Here is a 16,824-nt window from a genome sequence, read left to right on the forward strand (position 1 = left end):
ACTGAATGGATTGTTCGTTGGTTGCGATGAGGCTGAGCGCCGCCGGAAGCGCCTGTGACCGGCGGGTGGGCTGCATGCACGGCACAAGACATCCCGTGTTCGCGGTCGCGCCGTAATTTACGTATAGTAAAACTAATTACGTATAGTGAAATTAACGTAAACCCTGAAAAATCGCCTGAAATCCCCGGACGGCCCGTCGGCACAAGCGTTCGCCGGATAACGTTATGAGCAATTTGTTCATGTGAGCGCGGTACGGACTGCTACCATCAATGGATGCGGCAATCGCGTCGCGTTGCCGCGCGCCGAGCGCCTCACTATCGCCATCCATACGCCTACATGATTCCGCCGACCATCCCCAACCTCATCGCCCGCGCCGCCGATCATCCGTTTCTCGGCGAGCATCTGGTGATGGGGCAAGGCTTGCATCACGACGTCGCGCTGGCGCAATTCGACGGCTTCGAACTCGCCAGTGCCTATGAGCCGATCTTCGATATCAGCGTGCATGCGTTGGCGCAGTCGCTTTCGTCCGGAGTCGAAGGGGTGGACCGTTTCGGCGATGAACTCGGCTTCCAGGCCGTCACGCACCAGGTCGACGCGGCGCCGTTCGACGTATTCGATCCGTTCGACCGCATCGCCGACGATCAGGAATTGGTCGCGCTCGACCGCATGTCGCGTGCGCTGCATGCCATCAATTTTTTTGGCGCCCAGCGGCATGGTCTGCTATTTCTGCGCGTGCACGAGCGGCTGCTCAAGAGCGTGAAGTACGACCACGGGCGGCATTTTTCGAGCGTACTGGTGTCGTTCGGATTGAACCCGTCGCGGGTGGTGATCGAGCTGCCTGCAGCGGCAGTCGCGCACAAGACTTTTCTCGGCTATCTGACCAAGAGCTACCAGCACTACGGCTTCAAGGTGGCGGGAAATCTGTCCAATGCGGGGCAGATTCTGTCGGTGTCGGAGACCGCGCGGCTGGACTTTCTCAAGATGGATGCAGGGACCGCTTTGCGCGATGCCACGGTTAAACCGCTAGTGGGTTATGCGGGCCGGCTGCGGATTCCGCTGATCTTCAACCGCGTGGTGGATGAAACGCAGTTCGAGGCTTTGCAGCAGTACGACGTGCGCTTCGTGCAAGGGCCGTTGTTCAATGCGCATTATCACGACCGGGCGGTTTGAGCAGCGGGTTGGCCTGGTGCATTGACAAACGCGCGCCGCTCGCGTCAACCGGTATCGCCTAAACGCCGCGCAAGCGCTTTCAGCCGCGGCGCGACGTTGTCACGAAACACATCCTCTCCCATCGACGACGCCGGCCCGCTGCAGCTCAGCACCAGCCAGCGCCCGTCGCGCGCCTCGCGAAATGGCACGGCGACCGCGTTCACGTCGTCATGCCACGCGCGGAACGAATAGCAGCAGCGCTGCTCGGCGAACTCGGCGATCTCTTGCTCGGCGTCGGCGACCAGTTCGGCGCCTGTTTTGCCCGCCGCTTTTTTCAATTCCGCCAATAACGCGGCGCGCACGTCGAGCGGTTGCACGGCCAGATAGGCGCGGCCCATCGAACTCGTCAGCATCGACAGTTTCGAGCCGGACGCCAGCCCAAGCGTCAACGCGGTCTCACTGCGGATCGTCTCCAGATAAATCATGTCGAGCCCGTCGCGGCAACCCAGCGAAACTGCCGCGCCTACGTCGCGTGCGAATACGCGCATGTGCGGGCGCGCGAGTTCGAGCGTGTCCGTACCCGAAAGCAGCGCGAAACCGAGCGACAACACACCCGCGTCGAGCGCGTATTTCCCCAGCGTTTCGTCGAGCCGCAGATAACCGAGCACAGTCAGCGTATAGGCAAGACGGTTGACGGTCGCCTTCGGCAAACCCGTGCGTTCGACGAAATCGCGATTGCCAAGCATCGTTTCGCCGGGCTTGAACGCGCGCAGCAAATCCAGCCCGCGTGCGAGGGCGACGACAAATTTGCGCTCGTCGAGCGGTTCAGAGAGAGTAGATGTTGGCGTCATGGGGTGATACACTCGGACGTGGTTTGCAAAACATTGTTTCGCATAGCGGAACTTAAGTCAAGCGCAGACACGTTCCGTCAAGCAAGGAATCAGGAGATAAGCCATGGCCGAGGCCGCGCAGTTTCACTGGGAAGACCCGTTGCTGCTGGATCAGCAGCTCACCGAAGACGAACGCATGGTGCGCGACGCCGCCGCGGCTTACTCGCAGGACAAGCTGCAGCCGCGCGTGCTCGAAGCGTTCCGTCATGAAAAGACCGACATTGAGATCTTTCGCGAGATGGGCGAACTCGGCCTGCTCGGCCCGACCATTCCTGAGCAATACGGCGGCCCCGGTCTGAACTACGTGGCGTACGGCTTGATCGCGCGTGAAGTGGAGCGCGTCGATTCCGGCTACCGCTCGATGATGTCGGTGCAGTCGTCGCTGGTCATGGTGCCGATCTACGAATTCGGCTCGGAGGCGCAAAAGCAGAAATACCTGCCGAAGCTCGCCACCGGCGAATGGATCGGCTGCTTTGGTCTGACCGAGCCGAATCACGGCTCCGATCCGGGCAGTATGGTCACGCGGGCCAAGAAGGTCGACGGCGGCTATTCGCTGTCGGGCTCGAAGATGTGGATCACCAATTCGCCGATCGCCGACGTGTTCGTCGTGTGGGCAAAGCTCGAAGAAGATGGCAAGGACGCGATCCGCGGCTTCATTCTCGAGAAGGGCTGGAAAGGACTGTCGGCGCCCACCATCCATAGCAAGGTGGGTCTGCGCGCGTCGATCACCGGCGAGATCGTGCTCGACGAAGTGTTCGTGCCGGAAGAGAACCGCTTTCCAGAAGTTAGCGGTTTGCGCGGTCCGTTCACCTGTCTGAACTCGGCGCGCTATGGCATCGCATGGGGCGCGCTCGGCGCGGCTGAGTCATGCTGGCACACCGCGCGTCAGTACGTGCTGGATCGCAAGCAGTTCGGCCGGCCGCTCGCCGCGAACCAGTTGATCCAGAAGAAGCTCGCCGACATGCAAACCGAAATCACGCTCGGCCTGCAAGGCGTGCTGCGCCTCGGCCGCATGAAGGACGAAGGCACCGCGGCCGTCGAGATCACCTCGATCATGAAGCGCAATTCATGCGGCAAGGCGCTGGACATTGCGCGGCTCGCGCGCGACATGCTCGGCGGCAACGGCATCTCGGACGAGTTCGGCATAGCGCGGCATCTGGTGAACCTGGAAGTGGTGAACACCTACGAAGGCACGCACGACATCCACGCGTTGATTCTCGGGCGCGCGCAAACCGGCATTCAGGCTTTTTTCTGAAGATTTTCTGAAGCGCGAATCGCGCGGGTTGCTCCGATTGCGGCGGGTTTGCGCAGCGCGATAAAAAAGCCAGTTCACTCGTGAACTGGCTTTTTTCATTCGATTGAGAGCACCGTGGCTAACGGTCCGCTGCCCGGCGCATCGGCCGCTTACTTGTTCGGCTGCGGCGTCATGCGCAGATACGGACGCAGCGCCTTGTAGCCTTTCGGGAATTTCTGCTTGATGACTTCCTCGTCCTTGAGCGACGGGACGATCACCACGTCATCGCCCTGCTTCCAGTTGCCCGGCGTGGCGACCAAGTGGCTGTCGGTGAGTTGCAGCGAATCGATCACGCGCAGCACTTCGTCGAAGTTGCGACCGGTGCTCGCGGGATAGGTGATGATCAGGCGCACCTTCTTCTTCGGGTCGATCACGAACAACGAGCGCACCGTGAGCGTCTCGTTGGCGTTCGGATGAATCATGTCGTACAGCTCGGCGACCTTGCGATCGCCGTCCGCGAGAATCGGGAAGCCGACATTGGCGGCTTGAGTCTCGTTAATGTCTTTGATCCACTCTTTGTGCGACTCGGCGCTGTCCACCGACAAAGCGATGGTCTTCACATTGCGCTTGTCGAATTCATCGGCCAGCTTGGCGGTCAAGCCGAGTTCGGTCGTGCAGACCGGCGTGAAGTCGGCGGGATGCGAGAACAACACACCCCAACTATCGCCCAGCCATTCGTGGAATTTGATCGGGCCGACACTCGACTGCTGTTCGAAATCCGGCGCGATATCGCCAAGACGTAGACTCATTGTGCATCTCCTATGGGTTTGGACATTGCCGCACGAGCATTCACACGCGGCGCCCCGCAACGATAAAGCATACGGGGGTGACGGTGTATGACGAACCAACATCGCGTCACTACTTTATGCGTTTTTGTAATTTTCACCGATTTAGTGGAAACTTTGCGGGACAGATCAACTCCATCTTAAGCAAACTTGTCTGCACGTTGTGCGGCAGCGGCGCTGTTTGTGGCTATGCTTCAAGCGGGAACGGTTCGTGCGATGTTGTGAACCAACCGAGCCCTGCGCTCGCCAGCGGCCGTTTCTTTGGTTACGATTCACGCGTGGCGTGAGACGAAGGGGAGCTGTCAATGTCGGAAATCAACAAGGAGAGATTGATGTCGGATATCAAAACCGTCCTCGCGGACGCTGAAGATCTGTTGAAACAGGCCGCGAGCGCCACTGGCGAGCGCGCTTCGGAACTGCGTGAAACGGCGCTGACGCGCCTGAAGCAAGCCAAGGAAAAGGCGGCCGACGTTCAGGTCGTAGTAGTCGAAAAAGGCAAGAAGGCGGCCCGCGCCACCGACGACTACGTGCACGAGCATCCGTGGGCGTCCATCGGCATTGCCGCTGGCGCCGGTGTGCTGCTTGGGCTGTTGATCAACCGCAAGTAAAACACTGGCAATGTCGCCGGGCGTGTCTCGTCCGGCGCACCAGCGAATCGAGTTGACCGGCGCATGCCTGGCCGGTCCGCTTCTTCTGGCGCGCGCGCGCGCCGGTTAGGCCTTCACGCGCAACGCCCACAGCCATGACGATAGAACCACAATCGCAGCGCGGAGAACATAGTCCGTTGCGCCGCATAATCGGTTCCGTGTTTGCCATTCTGCAAACGCGGCTGGAACTGGTCGGCATCGAACTCGCCGAAGAAAAGGACCGTTTGCTCGCCGTGCTGTTCCTCGGCCTTGCCGCCATGATGCTCGCCACCATGGCCTTGATCGCGCTGACTGCGCTGATCGCAATCGCGTTCTGGGACACCTACCGCTGGCAGGCGCTGGCCGGCATCACCGCGGTCTACGCGATTGCCGGATTGGCCTGCGCACTAAAAGCGCGCAGCGGCTTGCGCAACGCGCCAATGGTGTTCGAAGCGACCCTCGCCGAGTTTGAAAAAGACCGCGACGTGTTCCGCAAACCGTGAGCCGGAAGACGCAACGGCGTGGCACTCGCGTCCTGCGTCTCTTTGGTTCTGGGTCTTGCTTAACGAATTCGCGCGATTTGCAGCGCCGTTCCACTGCTCCACCTTCACTGCCGCCGACACGCCATGAGCCAGATCCATTCCGATACCGCATTCCGTAACAAGCGCCATCAGGCCAAAGATCTGAGCGCGCCGCATTTGCGCGCGCTGCGCAAGGAGTTGCTGCTGGTGCGCGCCGATGTCGAGCGCATGGAACTTGCTCAGGCGACCATCGAGTTGCGACAGGCGGTCACGCACTTCAGTTGGCTCAAATTTATTTTGCCGGGCTTCGGCGGCATGCGCGTCGGTAAAGGCTCGAAGGCGAGTTTTATCAACGCGGGCAGCATCGGCGCCCTGCTCAAACAGTATCCGCTCATCAGTTCGATCGCCTCGATCGTGCTTGCCAAGCCGCTGCGCACAACGGTCGTAGCCGGCGCTAAACCCGTGCTCAAATGGGGCAGCCTGGGTCTTGCCGCTTGGGAAGGCTATCGGATCTGGCAGCAGATGAAGCGGGATTCGGCGGCGTCATCGGGCAGCAAGGTTGAGTCGACGGATGGTGGGTACTGAGGGGAAACGCTGCGTGCCGCTACGCTTCGGTTCGGTTCGGTTCGCTAGCTCGTATTCCAGCAGTCGCCGCTAGCGGGGGTCGAACCGGCTGCCGCGTTTTTGTTACCGCGTAATCCTGTCGCATCGAGCGTGAAAATGCCGCACATGTCGTCGTGCATCGGGCCGGATTCACTCGGCGTTGCCTCGATCGCATAGCCACCGTTTGCATCGTCCGCGGGCAGTACGTGCAGGCGATAGACAGCCGTGCCGAATTGCGGCGCCTGATCGAGGCCCGGGGGCAATGTCGGTGCGCTGTCGTTTGTCGCTCCTTCGATGAATTGCGCCGCGCGATAGAGCGCGGACGCCGCGTCGATTCGATGAGTTCGCGCGACATGGCTGCGATACGAAGGCACGGCAAAGACGGCCAGCGTGGCGGCAATCGCTAGCGTGATCATCAGCTCGAGCAGCGTGAATCCGGATGCATGCGGCTTCATGTCGCCTCCGTCAAAACGGCCTGGCGGCAACGCGCCGCCAATGACGTTCGATCTTCTCTCCGTCGATCACCAGTTCCATTTGCAGCCATACCTGCGACTCGCTGCTATGACCGAAACCTCGCGACGTCAATAGATACGCCTTAGCATCGGCACGAGTGGCGAGACGCCACGCCTCGATCAGACATTGCGGCGCGCGCGGCGATCCCGGCCATTGCGCAATGGGCGTCACGGCCCCTGCTTCGAATGCGGATGCGAGTTTCCATTGCGCCGGCGTGCCGGATGCGAGCGGCAGCGGTGCCGCGGACTGCGTACTTGCAGCCGCGATGACACTGCGGGCGCATAAGGTCAGCGCCGAATCCGCGGCGTGAAAGGCCTGCAAGTACTCGCGAACATTGGTGGTGCCACGCGCTGCCGCCAGTGACGTTTCGAACCAGGCTACGGACGTGACCAGCATCATTGTTGAAATCAGCAGGACGATCGGCAGGACCATGCCGTGTTGCCCGGTGTGTTGCCCGGTACGTCGCACGTTGCACCTCATTCGATTGAGGCCTGCCAGGCTTGTCAGGTTCGCCGATTGACCGTGAAGTCTCATGCCTTCCCCTCCGTGCGGCACGGCTGCTTTTCCATTCGCGATTTCGTCATAGCGAATCCTCCACGTGATTGCGTATTGCCACACGTCGCGAGAACGCCTGGCGCGGTCGTGAATCCGCACCGAGAGCGCTTACGCCATCGCAATCGACATAGCGCGAACGCTGTTGCCCCAGTGGTGCGCCGCGTACAAGCACGCAAAGATCGACGGCGACGATCTTCGCCCATTGATCGGCCGTCACGGCCGACGCGTCGATCGCGGCCAGCCCACCGGCTAACCAGTACTTGATCCGCAGGCGTTCGATACCTTCGACCAGCGGCTGCGCAGATCCAGTCTTGCCGTTGCCCTCGCAGTAGAGTTCCGGCTCACCGGTCGAACCGCTAACCCTCGCGAAGTACCGGTTGACGACCGCCACGCCCTGGTCGCCGAGCGCGGCGCTGCTGCCGGACACGGCCTGTCCGAGGCAGTCGGTTGTTTGCCCGCTGGCCGATGGCCACGTGGAGACGTTGTCACCGACATAACGGACCGCGACGCCGTCCGAGTGACTGGGCAAGGTCTCGCAGGCGGGGCTATCGTCCGCGCCGGTCGGGCGGCCTCCCGAACATCCGAACAGCGGCGGCGGACTGTTGTACCGTGCGATGTCCGCAGGTACGAAGCCCGCCATCTGCAATTGCTGGCCAATCAGCGTCAGCGCAGTTAGACCGGCTTCGCGAATCCGCATCGCATCGCTCGCGCGTTCGAATGCGCTCCGCTGCGTCGTATAGAGCGAGACGGCACCCGCAGTCACTAGCAGCCCCAGCGCCATGGCAATCACGAATTCGACCAGGGTGTGGCCGCGAGCAGGATTCGAAGGCCGCGTCATTTCGCAAACGCCAACGAGACGCATAAAGAGCCCACGGGCAGATCCGCTCCGCCACAGGGCGCAGGCTTGTCGATCACCTCGTCGGAACGTGGCAAGTCGCGTAGTGCGGTCCAGGTCACACGCGCAGCGGACACACTGCCGATGTCACCCACCGAGGCTTCGCCATGCGGCAAAAGTGTCGCTGCCCGCGCGCTCCATTGCCTGATTGCGGAGTCGCCCGAAGTGGGAGCGCACATCGCCTCCGCGACGGAATCGGCTATCCAGGCAGCATGTTCGCGCTGGGACATCGCGCGGGCTTCGCGCGCGGTCCATAACTGACCGGCGATCAAGCCTAGCGCGGTGACCGCCATTAAGCCGACAGCCAGCATGACTTCAATCAATGAGCTGCCGCCACACCTGGAATCGCAGCAGCGCAAGTACAGACTCTGCGAATATCGGCTCATGACGCTGCTCCGCATGCGCCCTCGACGATCCGCGCGCGGCCGCCCGCTGCAATGCGAATGCAGCGGCGCCACTTGTCCCCTTGCGTCGCCCTCGACGGCGTACGCGACGCGATATCGAAACTGCGAAACGTACCGATCAATTGCCCGGCCGGCGGCGTGAACGTGAGATTCGTCTGCGTGCCGGTGATACTCACGGCCGCAAGCAAAGGTTGTGCACGCAATAGCGATAGCGTGCCGCCACGGTCGGCCAGAACGGCCCAGCCGCACGACCAGTCAGCGACGCCATTGCCGCACGGCTGCCCTGCGGCGAGACAATGGCGCGCGGCGTCGGTCCGGCACACGGTGACGCGCGCGCCCCGGCGTAACGCTTCGCTGCGCGCATAAGCTAGCGTCGAGGCAAGCGTCTTCGCGCGGGCGTCGACCTGGTCTCGCACGTGCCACGCTACGAACGACGGCGTGGCCATCACAGCGACCACGGCCAACAGCGCAATAACGGCCAGCGTTTCGACAAGCGTGAAGCCGCGGTATCGCGGCGGACGGACTGCATTCCGATTCATCTGCATCCCTGATCGATTGGAAGAATGCAGCCAATCTAGCGATTTGCAAATCGCCCAACAATCGGCCGAACGGCCAGGTGGCTCTCAGACGCTATCCCGCGCAAAAATGCACGCGACGATCCATAACGGCAGCGGGAGATACGGATGCGCGAAACAACGCGGAACAGAACGGCACTTCAAACGCAACGCGCAATGCGACTGCGTTTAGCGCTTGCGGGAAGGCTTGGCAGGAGAAGAGGCGCGGCGAAATTCTTCAATCACGTCTTCGAATTCGGAGACGTCTTCGAAGCGCCGGTAGACGGAAGCAAAACGAACGTAGGCAATGGTATCGAGCGCACGCAATTCGTTCATCACGAGTTCGCCGAGGCGCTCGCTGCGCACTTCGCGCTCGCCGCTGCCGAGCAACAGATACTCGATGCGGGCAACCGCGGCGTCGATCGCGTCAGCTGCCACTGGGCGCTTGCGCAGCGCCAGTTGCATGCTAGCGACGATCTTGCGGCGGTCGAACTCGGTGCGGCTGCCGTCCTTCTTGACGACCGACGGCAACGCCAGCTCGACCCGCTCATACGTCGTGAAACGTTTGTCGCAGGCCGGGCAGCGGCGGCGCCGGCGAATCGTCGCGCCGTCTTCGGATACGCGCGAGTCGACCACTTGCGTATCGGCGTGACGGCAGAAGGGGCAGTGCATGGCGGCTTAGCGGTAAACCGGGAAGCGCTGGGTCAGCTCAGCGACCTGGCCGCGCACACGTTCGATCGTGGCGGCGTCTTCCGGGTTGTCCAGCACGTCGGCGATCAGGTTACCCACCTGCTCCGCTTCCTTCACGCCGAAGCCGCGCGTGGTCATGGCCGGCGAGCCGAGGCGCACGCCGCTCGTCACGAACGGCTTTTCCGGATCGTTCGGAATCGCGTTCTTGTTGACCGTGATGTGAGCGGCGCCCAGCGCGGCTTCCGCAGCCTTGCCGGTGATCTTCTTCGCGCGCAGGTCGACGAGCATCACGTGACTTTCGGTACGGCCCGACACGATACGCAGACCGCGCTTGACGAGCGTCTCAGCCAGCACGCGCGCGTTTTCGACGACTTGCTGCTGGTATGCCTTGAATTCCGGCGACAGGGCTTCCTTGAACGCGACAGCCTTGCCGGCGATCACGTGCATGAGCGGACCACCTTGAATGCCCGGGAAGATTGCCGAGTTGATCTGTTTTTCGAACTCGGCCTTCATCAGGATCACGCCGCCGCGCGGGCCACGCAGGCTCTTGTGCGTGGTGGTGGTGACGAAATCGGCGTGCGGCACCGGGTTCGGATAGACGCCCGCGGCGATCAGACCGGCGTAATGCGCCATGTCGACCATGAAGTACGCGCCGACCGACTTGGCGATTTTCGACATGCGTTCGAAATCGATACGCAGCGAGAACGCGGAGGCGCCCGCCACGATCAGCTTCGGCTTGTGTTCCTGAGCGAGCTTCTCCGCAGCGTCGTAGTCGATGTCTTCGGCTTCGTTCAGGCCGTAGCTGACCACGTTGAACCACTTGCCCGACATGTTGACCGGCGAACCGTGCGTGAGGTGGCCACCGTGCGCGAGGCTCATGCCCATGATCGTGTCGCCCGGCTTGAGCATGGCGAAGAACACGCCCTGGTTGGCCTGCGAGCCGGAGTTCGGTTGCACGTTCGCGGCTTCGGCGCCGAACAGTTGCTTGACGCGGTCGATCGCCAGCTGCTCGGCGACGTCGACGTACTCGCAGCCGCCGTAATAGCGCTTGCCCGGATACCCTTCGGCGTACTTGTTCGTGAGTTGCGAGCCTTGCGCAGCCATGACAGCCGGGCTCGTGTAGTTTTCCGACGCGATCAGTTCGATATGCTCTTCCTGACGGCGGTTTTCCTGCTCGATGACCTTCCAGAGTTCAGGATCGACGTTGGCGATGGTGCTTTGGGCTCTGTCAAACATACGGATTCCGTTGAATGTGTTCAGGTTGACCGGATCGTGCGCCGAATCTTGCGTAGAGGGTACGCAGCGCTGCTGGCGGCTGGGCCAGCCCTGACGTGGCGGATGGAGAGTCGCCGCACACGCGAGGCAGGACAGCCACCGTCAGCGCAGATCAATGCGCGCGGATCACGGCTGCCCAGGCGAACGGCAAAACGGCACCCTGCGCTTCACGGTGGGTTGCTCCACCTTGAACCCGGTTGTTTGAACCGGTTCTATCGCCAGTCACGCAGGGATGAGCGCGTTAGTTTATTGGAAGCGGATCGAATAGGCAACCGGCTTCCGGCCGCCCCCGCGGGTGCCCGCCGGGCGGCCCACAGAGCCGTCTTATGCGGCGCACAAACGTCTGAGGAAAAGCCTTCGGAAACTCGCGGCGCATCCCTGCCACGGCCTTTCGTGCGCTTGGTCCATCCTTGCCGCAGCGCCGCAATGGAAGTAGGCTTGGGGCCTTTCTCTCTTACCAGCCTGGGAACCACTGCAATGATCGTGTTCGTCACCGGAGCATCCGCGGGATTCGGCGCCGCCATCGCTCGCGCCTTCGTCAAAGGCGGCCATCGCGTCGTCGCCACCGCTCGCCGCAAGGACCGCCTGCAAGAGCTCGCCGACGAACTCGGCGACGCGCTCCTGCCGTACGAGCTCGACGTGCGCGACCGCTCCGCCGTCGAAGCCGTGCCGGCCTCGCTGCCGGCCGACTTCGCCGCCATCGACGTGCTGGTCAACAATGCCGGCCTCGCGCTCGGCATCGAACCGGCGCAGAAAGCGAGTCTCGACGAGTGGAACACCATGATCGAGACCAACTGCACAGGGCTCGTTCAAGTCACGCACGCGCTCCTGCCCGGCATGGTGGAACGCAATCGCGGCCACATTTTCAATCTCGGCTCGGCAGCCGGCAGCTGGCCTTACGCGGGCGGCAACGTCTACGGGGCCACCAAGGCCTTCGTGCATCAGTTCAGCCTGAATCTGCGCGCCGATGTGGCCGGCACCGCGCTGCGGGTGACGAACGTCGAGCCCGGTCTGTGCGGCGGCACCGAGTTCTCGAACGTGCGATTTCGCGGCGACGACGTGAAGGCCGGCAAAATGTACGAAAACGTGCAGCCGTTGACGCCTGAAGACATCGCCGACTCGATCTACTGGATCGCCACGCGCCCCGCGCACGTCAACATCAACACGATCGAACTGATGCCGGTGGCTCAGTCGTTCTCCGCCTTGTCCGTCCATCGCGGCTGAAATCGGGTTGAAATCCCGGCTGAAGCCCGCCCGACGGGGCGCACATCTTGAAACAGACCCAGGGGTGTGCGTTCCGGTAAAATGCGCCGCATGAATATGTCGACCAGCCAGCCCGGCGCGGAAATCGGCTACACGTGGCCAATCCGCGTGTACTACGAAGATACCGACGCCGGCGGCATCGTGTTTTACGCGAACTACCTGAAGTTTTTTGAACGGGCGCGCACCGAATGGCTGCGCGCGTGCGGCGTCGACCAGAATCGGCTCGCGGACGAAGCGGGCGCGATTTTCATCGTCCGCAGCACTGCGGTCGATTATCGGGCGCCGGCCCGGCTCGACGACGTGGTCAACGTGGTCAGCCGGATCGAACGGCTAGGCAGAGCCTCGGTCGATTTCGCACAAGAGGCGTGGCGGGACGGCACGCTGCTTGCTACCGGCTCCATCCGGGTCGGCTGCGTGGACCGCATTGCTCTGCGGCCGGCCGCGATTCCTCCGCCGGTTCTCGCTGCTTTGCGGCGCGGGCCGGGCGTGAGCGAGCCCCGCGTGTCAACGGACAACGAATGAACCCCGTTGTTACGGGGTCAGTGAACTCGTAACGATCAAGCAACACAAAGCATGGTTCGGCTTGCAATATCGCCGATGCTTCCGTTTTGCTCACGGCAAGCTTCGAGCGGCCTTGCAGCCGGACGCCCCCTTCCGGGACGTTAAAACGAACCTTTATGAACACTACACAAGATCTGTCGATCGTTTCACTCGTACTCAACGCAAGCCTGCTGGCGCAGGCTGTCATGGCCCTGCTGCTCTTGTTGTCGCTGTTGTCGTGGACTTTCATTTTCCGCAAGTGGTTTGCGATCCGCCGGGCGCGCGCGCAAACTGAGCGTTTCGAACGCGATTTCTGGTCGGGCGGCGACCTGCAGGCCCTGTATCAGAGCGCCGCGAACAACCGTCACACGATCGGCGCACTGGAACGGATTTTCGAATCCGGCATGCGCGAATTCCTCAAAGGCAAGGAAAAGCGTCTGAACGATTCGGGCGCGATTCTGGACGGCGCACGGCGCGCCATGCGTGCCGCGTTCCAGCGAGAAATGGATGTGCTTGAAGCCAATCTCGCGTTTCTCGCGTCTGTCGGCTCGGTCAGTCCGTATATCGGTCTGTTCGGCACGGTGTGGGGGATCATGAATGCGTTCCGCGGCCTCGCCAACGTGCAGCAGGCCACGCTGGCCAACGTCGCGCCGGGTATTGCCGAAGCGCTGACCGCCACTGCCATCGGCCTGTTCGCCGCGATTCCGGCCGTGGTTGCCTACAACCGCTACGCGCACGACATCGACCGCCTGGCCATCCGCTTCGAGACTTTCATCGAAGAATTCTCGAACATCCTGCAGCGCCAGGCACAGTAAGGAGTCCACGATGGCAGGCTCTCGCTCCTCCAGCATGCGCGGCAGCCGCTCGCGCCGCGCGATGGCCGACATCAACGTCGTGCCTTACATCGACGTGATGCTCGTGCTGCTCGTGATCTTCATGGTGACCGCGCCGCTCGTGGCCCCGTCGATCGTCAATCTGCCGACCGTCGGCGGCGCCGCGCCGCAACAGCAAACGCCGCCCGTGATCGTGAACATTCGCGCGGACGGCAACATGAGCGTCAAGTACAAGGACGATTCGGGCGCGCAACAGCAGGAGAACATGACGAAAGCGGATCTGAACGGCTTCATCGCCGATCGCGCGCAATCGCATCCTGATCAGCCCGTCGTGATCGCCGCCGACAAGACCGTCAAGTACGAAGTCGTGATGAACGTGATGTCCGAACTGAAAGCTCGCGGCGTCAAGCGCGTTGGATTGCTCGTCAAATCGCAATGATCCGCAAGAATTCCGAATACCCGCTCCAGCCACCGCGTGAACGCGGCACCGGGCGAGCCTTTGCGTTCGCGTTGGTGATGCACGCGCTGCTCGGGTTCTTCCTGTATCACGGCATTCAGTGGCAAAACAGCACGCCGGAAGGCGCGGAAGCGGAGTTGTGGACCGAGGTGCCGGATACGGCGATTCCGCGTCCCGTTCCGCCGCCGCCCGCCCCGGTTGTGGCCCCTCCTCCGCCGGTGCGCGACGAACAGGCAGACATCGCGCTGCAGGAAAAGAAGCGTCAACAGCAGCAAGCGGCTCGCGAGGCGCAACTGGCTGAACAGCAACGTCAGCAGAAGCTGCAGGCGCAACAGGAAGCCGAGGCGAAGCGTCAGCAGCAACTTGCTGCCGAGCAGGCGGCGCAACTCGCTGCGCAGAAAGCTGCGGCAGCCAAACAGAAGCAGCAGCAACAGCAGGCGGACAAGCAGAAGCAACAGCAATTGGCCGAGCAGCAAAAGCAGCAGCAGTTGAAAGAACAGCAGCAGGAACAGCAGAAGCAAGCCGAGGCTGAAGCGCAGAAGAAGGCCGACGCGCAGAAGGCAGCGAAGGCCAAGGCTCAAGCCGAAGCCGCGGCGCAAGCAAAGAAAGCGGATGCCGAACATCGCGCGCGCGTCGCGCAAATGATGCAGGGTTCGGCCGGGGGCACCAGTTCGAACAGCGACGGGCTTGGCAAGAGCGGCACGGGCAGCGGCTCGGGTGGCACGGCGGCATCGCCGGGCTACGCGGACAAGGTGCGTCGCGCCGTGCGCCCGAATATCTCGTGGGGCGGCGAAACGGGCGGTCTCGAGACGGTGGTCTCCGTACGTTGCTCACCGACGGGTACCTTGCTCGGCGCATCGATTTCGCGCGGCAGCGGCAACGCGGCGTGGGACGATGCAGCACTGCGCGCCGTCCAGCGTACTGATCCGATGCCTCTGGACATCAATGGCAAGACACCGACCAGCTTCCTGATTACGTTGCGCCCGGCCGGTTGATTCACAGTAGTTTGACAGTCAGGTGACAGCAGACTCTGCGCCCTGCCCACCGGGCGCGCTCGGGAACGAATTAGTTCTTTTCGGGTCTGTCTGCTGTCTTGAAGCGTTAGTAAAACCGTTTTTGGGGAATCCATACAGCATGAGTTTGATGACCAAGCTAGGCCTGCGGACACTTGTAGCGTCGTGCCTGATCGCCGTCGGCGGCGCCGCCCACGCACAACTCAACGTCCTCGTGACAGGCGTCGGGTCCACCCAGTTTCCGATCGCAACGGCGAATTTCGCCAACGAAGCGAACTCGCCGCAGCAAGTCAGCACGATCGTGCGTCAGGATCTGCAACGCAGCGGCAAATTCACGAATATCGACGCGGGCTCCACGCCGGTTGCCGAAACGGATTCCGTCGACCTCGGCAGCTGGAAGGCCAAGGGCGCCAACGCGTTCGTGTCGGGCAGCGTGAACCGCTTGCCGAACGGCCAGTACGAAGTGCGCTTCAAGCTGTACGACACCGTCAAGGGCGAAAGCCTCGGCGGCCTCGTGCTGGTGAGCCCGGAAAGCGGCCTGCGCATGAGCGCGCACAAAGTCGCGGACTACATCTACGCGAAGCTGATGGGCGGCCGCGGCGTGTTCGCCACGCGCCTGTCGTACGTCATCAAGACGGGCGGCCGTTATCAACTGCAGATCTCCGATTCGGACGGCCAGGACGCGCACATCGCGCTGTCGAGCCCGGAGCCGATCATCTCGCCGGCATGGTCGCCTGACGGCACCAAGGTCGCTTACGTTTCGTTCGAAAAAAAGAAGCCGATCGTCTACATCCACGACCTGCCTACGGGCCGCCGCGTGGTCGTTTCGGACCAGAAGGGCAACAATAGCGCGCCGGCGTGGTCGCCGGACGGACGCACGCTGGCCGTAGCGCTCTCACGCACCGGCAACACGCAGATTTTCGCCGTCAATGCGGACGGCAGCGGCCTGCGCCGTCTCACGCAAGGCAGCTCGATCGACACCGAACCGTCCTTCTCTCCCGACGGCCAGTCGATCTATTTCACCAGCGACCGTGGCGGCCAGCCGCAGATCTACAAGATGTCGGCACAAGGTGAAAGCGCCGGCGCCGCGCAACGCGTCACGTTCACGGGCAGCTACAACACCAGCCCGCGCGTGAGCCCGGACGGCAAACAGCTCGCTTATATCTCGCGCGTCGGCGGCGGGTTCAAGCTGTACATCCAGGACCTGCAAGGCAACACCGCCACAGGCCTGACGGACACGACACATGACGAATCGCCGAGCTTCGCGGCGAACGGTCAGTACATTCTTTACGCCACACAGGTGAACGGCCGTGGCGTGTTGGCCGCAGTATCGACCGACGGTCGCACTCGGCAGGTCCTGTCCGTTCAGGGTGGCAGCGTACGCGAGCCATCCTGGGGCCCGTTTATGCAATAACGTTGATGCAATAACACAAGGAGAGTACTCAAATGATGTCAAAACTTCGCTTCGCTTTCGCCGTATTGATGGTCGGTGCGCTGGCCGCATGTCACTCGGGCGTCAAGCTCGACGAAAACGCTAACAAGGGTGGTACGGTTTCGGCACAGCCGAACCCGAATGATGTTGCGACGGTCAATGTCGACCCGCTGAACGATCCGAACAGCCCGCTGGCCAAGCGCAGCATTTACTTCGACTTCGACAGCTACTCGGTCAAGGACGACTACCAATCGCTGCTGCAACAACACGCGCAATACCTGAAGAGCCATCCGCAACGCCACGTCCTGATCCAGGGCAACACCGACGAACGCGGCACCAGCGAGTACAACCTGGCACTCGGCCAGAAGCGTGCTGAAGCTGTGCGCCGTTCGCTGTCGCTGATGGGCGTGACGGACTCGCAAATGGAAGCCGTGAGCCTCGGCAAGGAAAAGCCGCAAGCTACGGGTCATGACGAATCGTCGTGGGCACAAAACCGCCGCGCCGACCTCGTGTACCAACAGTAAGTAACGGG

General features: G+C 62.2%; 21 protein-coding genes and 1 riboswitch. Of the genes, 12 read left to right on the forward strand and 9 right to left on the reverse strand.

All coding sequences use genetic code 11. From position 1 onward, the window contains the following. Nucleotides 1–336 precede the first annotated feature (336 nt). Nucleotides 337–1,170 carry an EAL domain-containing protein gene (locus B0G75_RS22240; protein ID WP_106310371.1) on the forward strand — a complete coding sequence of 278 codons (834 nt, stop codon included), beginning with the start codon at nt 337–339 and terminating at the stop codon, nt 1,168–1,170. A gap of 44 nt (nt 1,171–1,214) precedes the next feature. Here the strand turns inward: B0G75_RS22240 and B0G75_RS22245 are convergent, their stop codons facing one another. Beyond that, nucleotides 1,215–2,000 (reverse strand): IclR family transcriptional regulator, encoded by a 786-nt coding sequence (locus tag B0G75_RS22245; RefSeq protein WP_106310374.1) that lies wholly within the window; start codon nt 1,998–2,000, stop codon nt 1,215–1,217. 103 nt (nt 2,001–2,103) lie between these two features. Here B0G75_RS22245 and B0G75_RS22250 point away from each other — a divergent pair, with 103 nt between their 5' ends. Beyond that, nucleotides 2,104–3,294, forward strand: a complete 1,191-nt coding sequence (locus B0G75_RS22250; RefSeq protein ID WP_012431834.1) for an acyl-CoA dehydrogenase — start codon at nt 2,104–2,106, stop codon at nt 3,292–3,294. A 149-nt stretch (nt 3,295–3,443) separates the two neighbouring features. Here the strand turns inward: B0G75_RS22250 and B0G75_RS22255 are convergent, their stop codons facing one another. Next, a complete protein-coding gene (locus B0G75_RS22255; protein WP_106310377.1) occupies nt 3,444–4,082 on the reverse strand; it encodes a peroxiredoxin in 639 nt (212 codons plus the stop codon). A gap of 341 nt (nt 4,083–4,423) precedes the next feature. Here B0G75_RS22255 and B0G75_RS22260 point away from each other — a divergent pair, with 341 nt between their 5' ends. The 3 genes from B0G75_RS22260 (at nt 4,424) to B0G75_RS22270 (ending at nt 5,850) form a co-directional block, all read left to right on the forward strand. Further along, nucleotides 4,424–4,726 (forward strand): YqjD family protein, encoded by a 303-nt coding sequence (locus B0G75_RS22260; protein ID WP_007179108.1) that lies wholly within the window; start codon nt 4,424–4,426, stop codon nt 4,724–4,726. Between the two features lie 134 nt (nt 4,727–4,860). Beyond that, entirely contained in the window at nt 4,861–5,247 is a 387-nt protein-coding gene (locus B0G75_RS22265; protein ID WP_106310380.1) for a phage holin family protein, read from the forward strand. Between the two features lie 123 nt (nt 5,248–5,370). Continuing rightward, nucleotides 5,371–5,850, forward strand: a complete 480-nt coding sequence (locus B0G75_RS22270; RefSeq protein WP_106310383.1) for a DUF3318 domain-containing protein — start codon at nt 5,371–5,373, stop codon at nt 5,848–5,850. A gap of 44 nt (nt 5,851–5,894) precedes the next feature. Here the strand turns inward: B0G75_RS22270 and B0G75_RS22275 are convergent, their stop codons facing one another. The 7 genes from B0G75_RS22275 to glyA form a co-directional block, all read right to left on the reverse strand. After that, nucleotides 5,895–6,323, reverse strand: coding sequence for a type IV pilin protein (locus B0G75_RS22275; protein ID WP_106310386.1), 429 nt, complete (start codon nt 6,321–6,323; stop codon nt 5,895–5,897). Between the two features lie 10 nt (nt 6,324–6,333). Then, entirely contained in the window at nt 6,334–6,849 is a 516-nt protein-coding gene (locus tag B0G75_RS22280) for a hypothetical protein (protein WP_308705928.1), read from the reverse strand. A 112-nt stretch (nt 6,850–6,961) separates the two neighbouring features. Continuing rightward, nucleotides 6,962–7,774 carry a PilW family protein gene (locus tag B0G75_RS22285; protein WP_106310392.1) on the reverse strand — a complete coding sequence of 271 codons (813 nt, stop codon included), beginning with the start codon at nt 7,772–7,774 and terminating at the stop codon, nt 6,962–6,964. Then, a complete protein-coding gene (locus B0G75_RS22290; RefSeq protein WP_106310810.1) occupies nt 7,771–8,217 on the reverse strand; it encodes a hypothetical protein in 447 nt (148 codons plus the stop codon). The genes B0G75_RS22285 and B0G75_RS22290 overlap by 4 nt, the downstream gene beginning before the upstream one ends. Next, nucleotides 8,214–8,774 carry a GspH/FimT family pseudopilin gene (locus B0G75_RS22295; protein WP_258194629.1) on the reverse strand — a complete coding sequence of 187 codons (561 nt, stop codon included), beginning with the start codon at nt 8,772–8,774 and terminating at the stop codon, nt 8,214–8,216. Before B0G75_RS22295 ends, B0G75_RS22290 begins: the two co-directional genes overlap by 4 nt. 204 nt (nt 8,775–8,978) lie before the next feature. Then, a complete protein-coding gene (nrdR, locus tag B0G75_RS22300; RefSeq protein ID WP_106310398.1) occupies nt 8,979–9,461 on the reverse strand; it encodes a transcriptional regulator NrdR in 483 nt (160 codons plus the stop codon). Between the two features lie 6 nt (nt 9,462–9,467). Next, a complete protein-coding gene (gene glyA / locus B0G75_RS22305) occupies nt 9,468–10,715 on the reverse strand; it encodes a serine hydroxymethyltransferase (protein WP_012431824.1) in 1,248 nt (415 codons plus the stop codon). 166 nt (nt 10,716–10,881) lie between these two features. After that, a riboswitch (ZMP/ZTP riboswitch) is annotated at nt 10,882–10,990 on the reverse strand. A gap of 241 nt (nt 10,991–11,231) precedes the next feature. Here glyA and ydfG point away from each other — a divergent pair. From ydfG to pal, 7 genes are all read left to right on the forward strand, one after another. Next, the gene (gene ydfG / locus B0G75_RS22315; protein WP_106310813.1) at nt 11,232–11,978 is read left to right on the forward strand and encodes a bifunctional NADP-dependent 3-hydroxy acid dehydrogenase/3-hydroxypropionate dehydrogenase YdfG; all 747 of its coding nucleotides are present in this window, start codon (nt 11,232–11,234) and stop codon (nt 11,976–11,978) included. 81 nt (nt 11,979–12,059) lie between these two features. Then, the gene (gene ybgC / locus B0G75_RS22320; RefSeq protein ID WP_106310402.1) at nt 12,060–12,539 is read left to right on the forward strand and encodes a tol-pal system-associated acyl-CoA thioesterase; all 480 of its coding nucleotides are present in this window, start codon (nt 12,060–12,062) and stop codon (nt 12,537–12,539) included. Nucleotides 12,540–12,694: 155 nt separating this feature from the next. Next, the gene (tolQ, locus tag B0G75_RS22325; protein ID WP_012431821.1) at nt 12,695–13,372 is read left to right on the forward strand and encodes a protein TolQ; all 678 of its coding nucleotides are present in this window, start codon (nt 12,695–12,697) and stop codon (nt 13,370–13,372) included. Between the two features lie 10 nt (nt 13,373–13,382). Next, entirely contained in the window at nt 13,383–13,829 is a 447-nt protein-coding gene (tolR, locus tag B0G75_RS22330; protein ID WP_012431820.1) for a protein TolR, read from the forward strand. Next, a complete protein-coding gene (tolA, locus tag B0G75_RS22335) occupies nt 13,826–14,842 on the forward strand; it encodes a cell envelope integrity protein TolA (RefSeq protein WP_106310405.1) in 1,017 nt (338 codons plus the stop codon). The genes tolR and tolA overlap by 4 nt, the downstream gene beginning before the upstream one ends. Before the next feature lie 139 nt (nt 14,843–14,981). Continuing rightward, entirely contained in the window at nt 14,982–16,274 is a 1,293-nt protein-coding gene (tolB, locus tag B0G75_RS22340) for a Tol-Pal system beta propeller repeat protein TolB (protein ID WP_106310408.1), read from the forward strand. Nucleotides 16,275–16,306: 32 nt separating this feature from the next. Next, nucleotides 16,307–16,816 (forward strand): peptidoglycan-associated lipoprotein Pal, encoded by a 510-nt coding sequence (pal, locus tag B0G75_RS22345; protein ID WP_012431817.1) that lies wholly within the window; start codon nt 16,307–16,309, stop codon nt 16,814–16,816. The last annotated feature ends 8 nt before the right edge of the window (nt 16,817–16,824 follow it).

This window comes from Paraburkholderia sp. BL18I3N2 (assembly GCF_003001875.1).
Classification (GTDB): Bacteria; Pseudomonadota; Gammaproteobacteria; order Burkholderiales; family Burkholderiaceae; genus Paraburkholderia; species Paraburkholderia phytofirmans.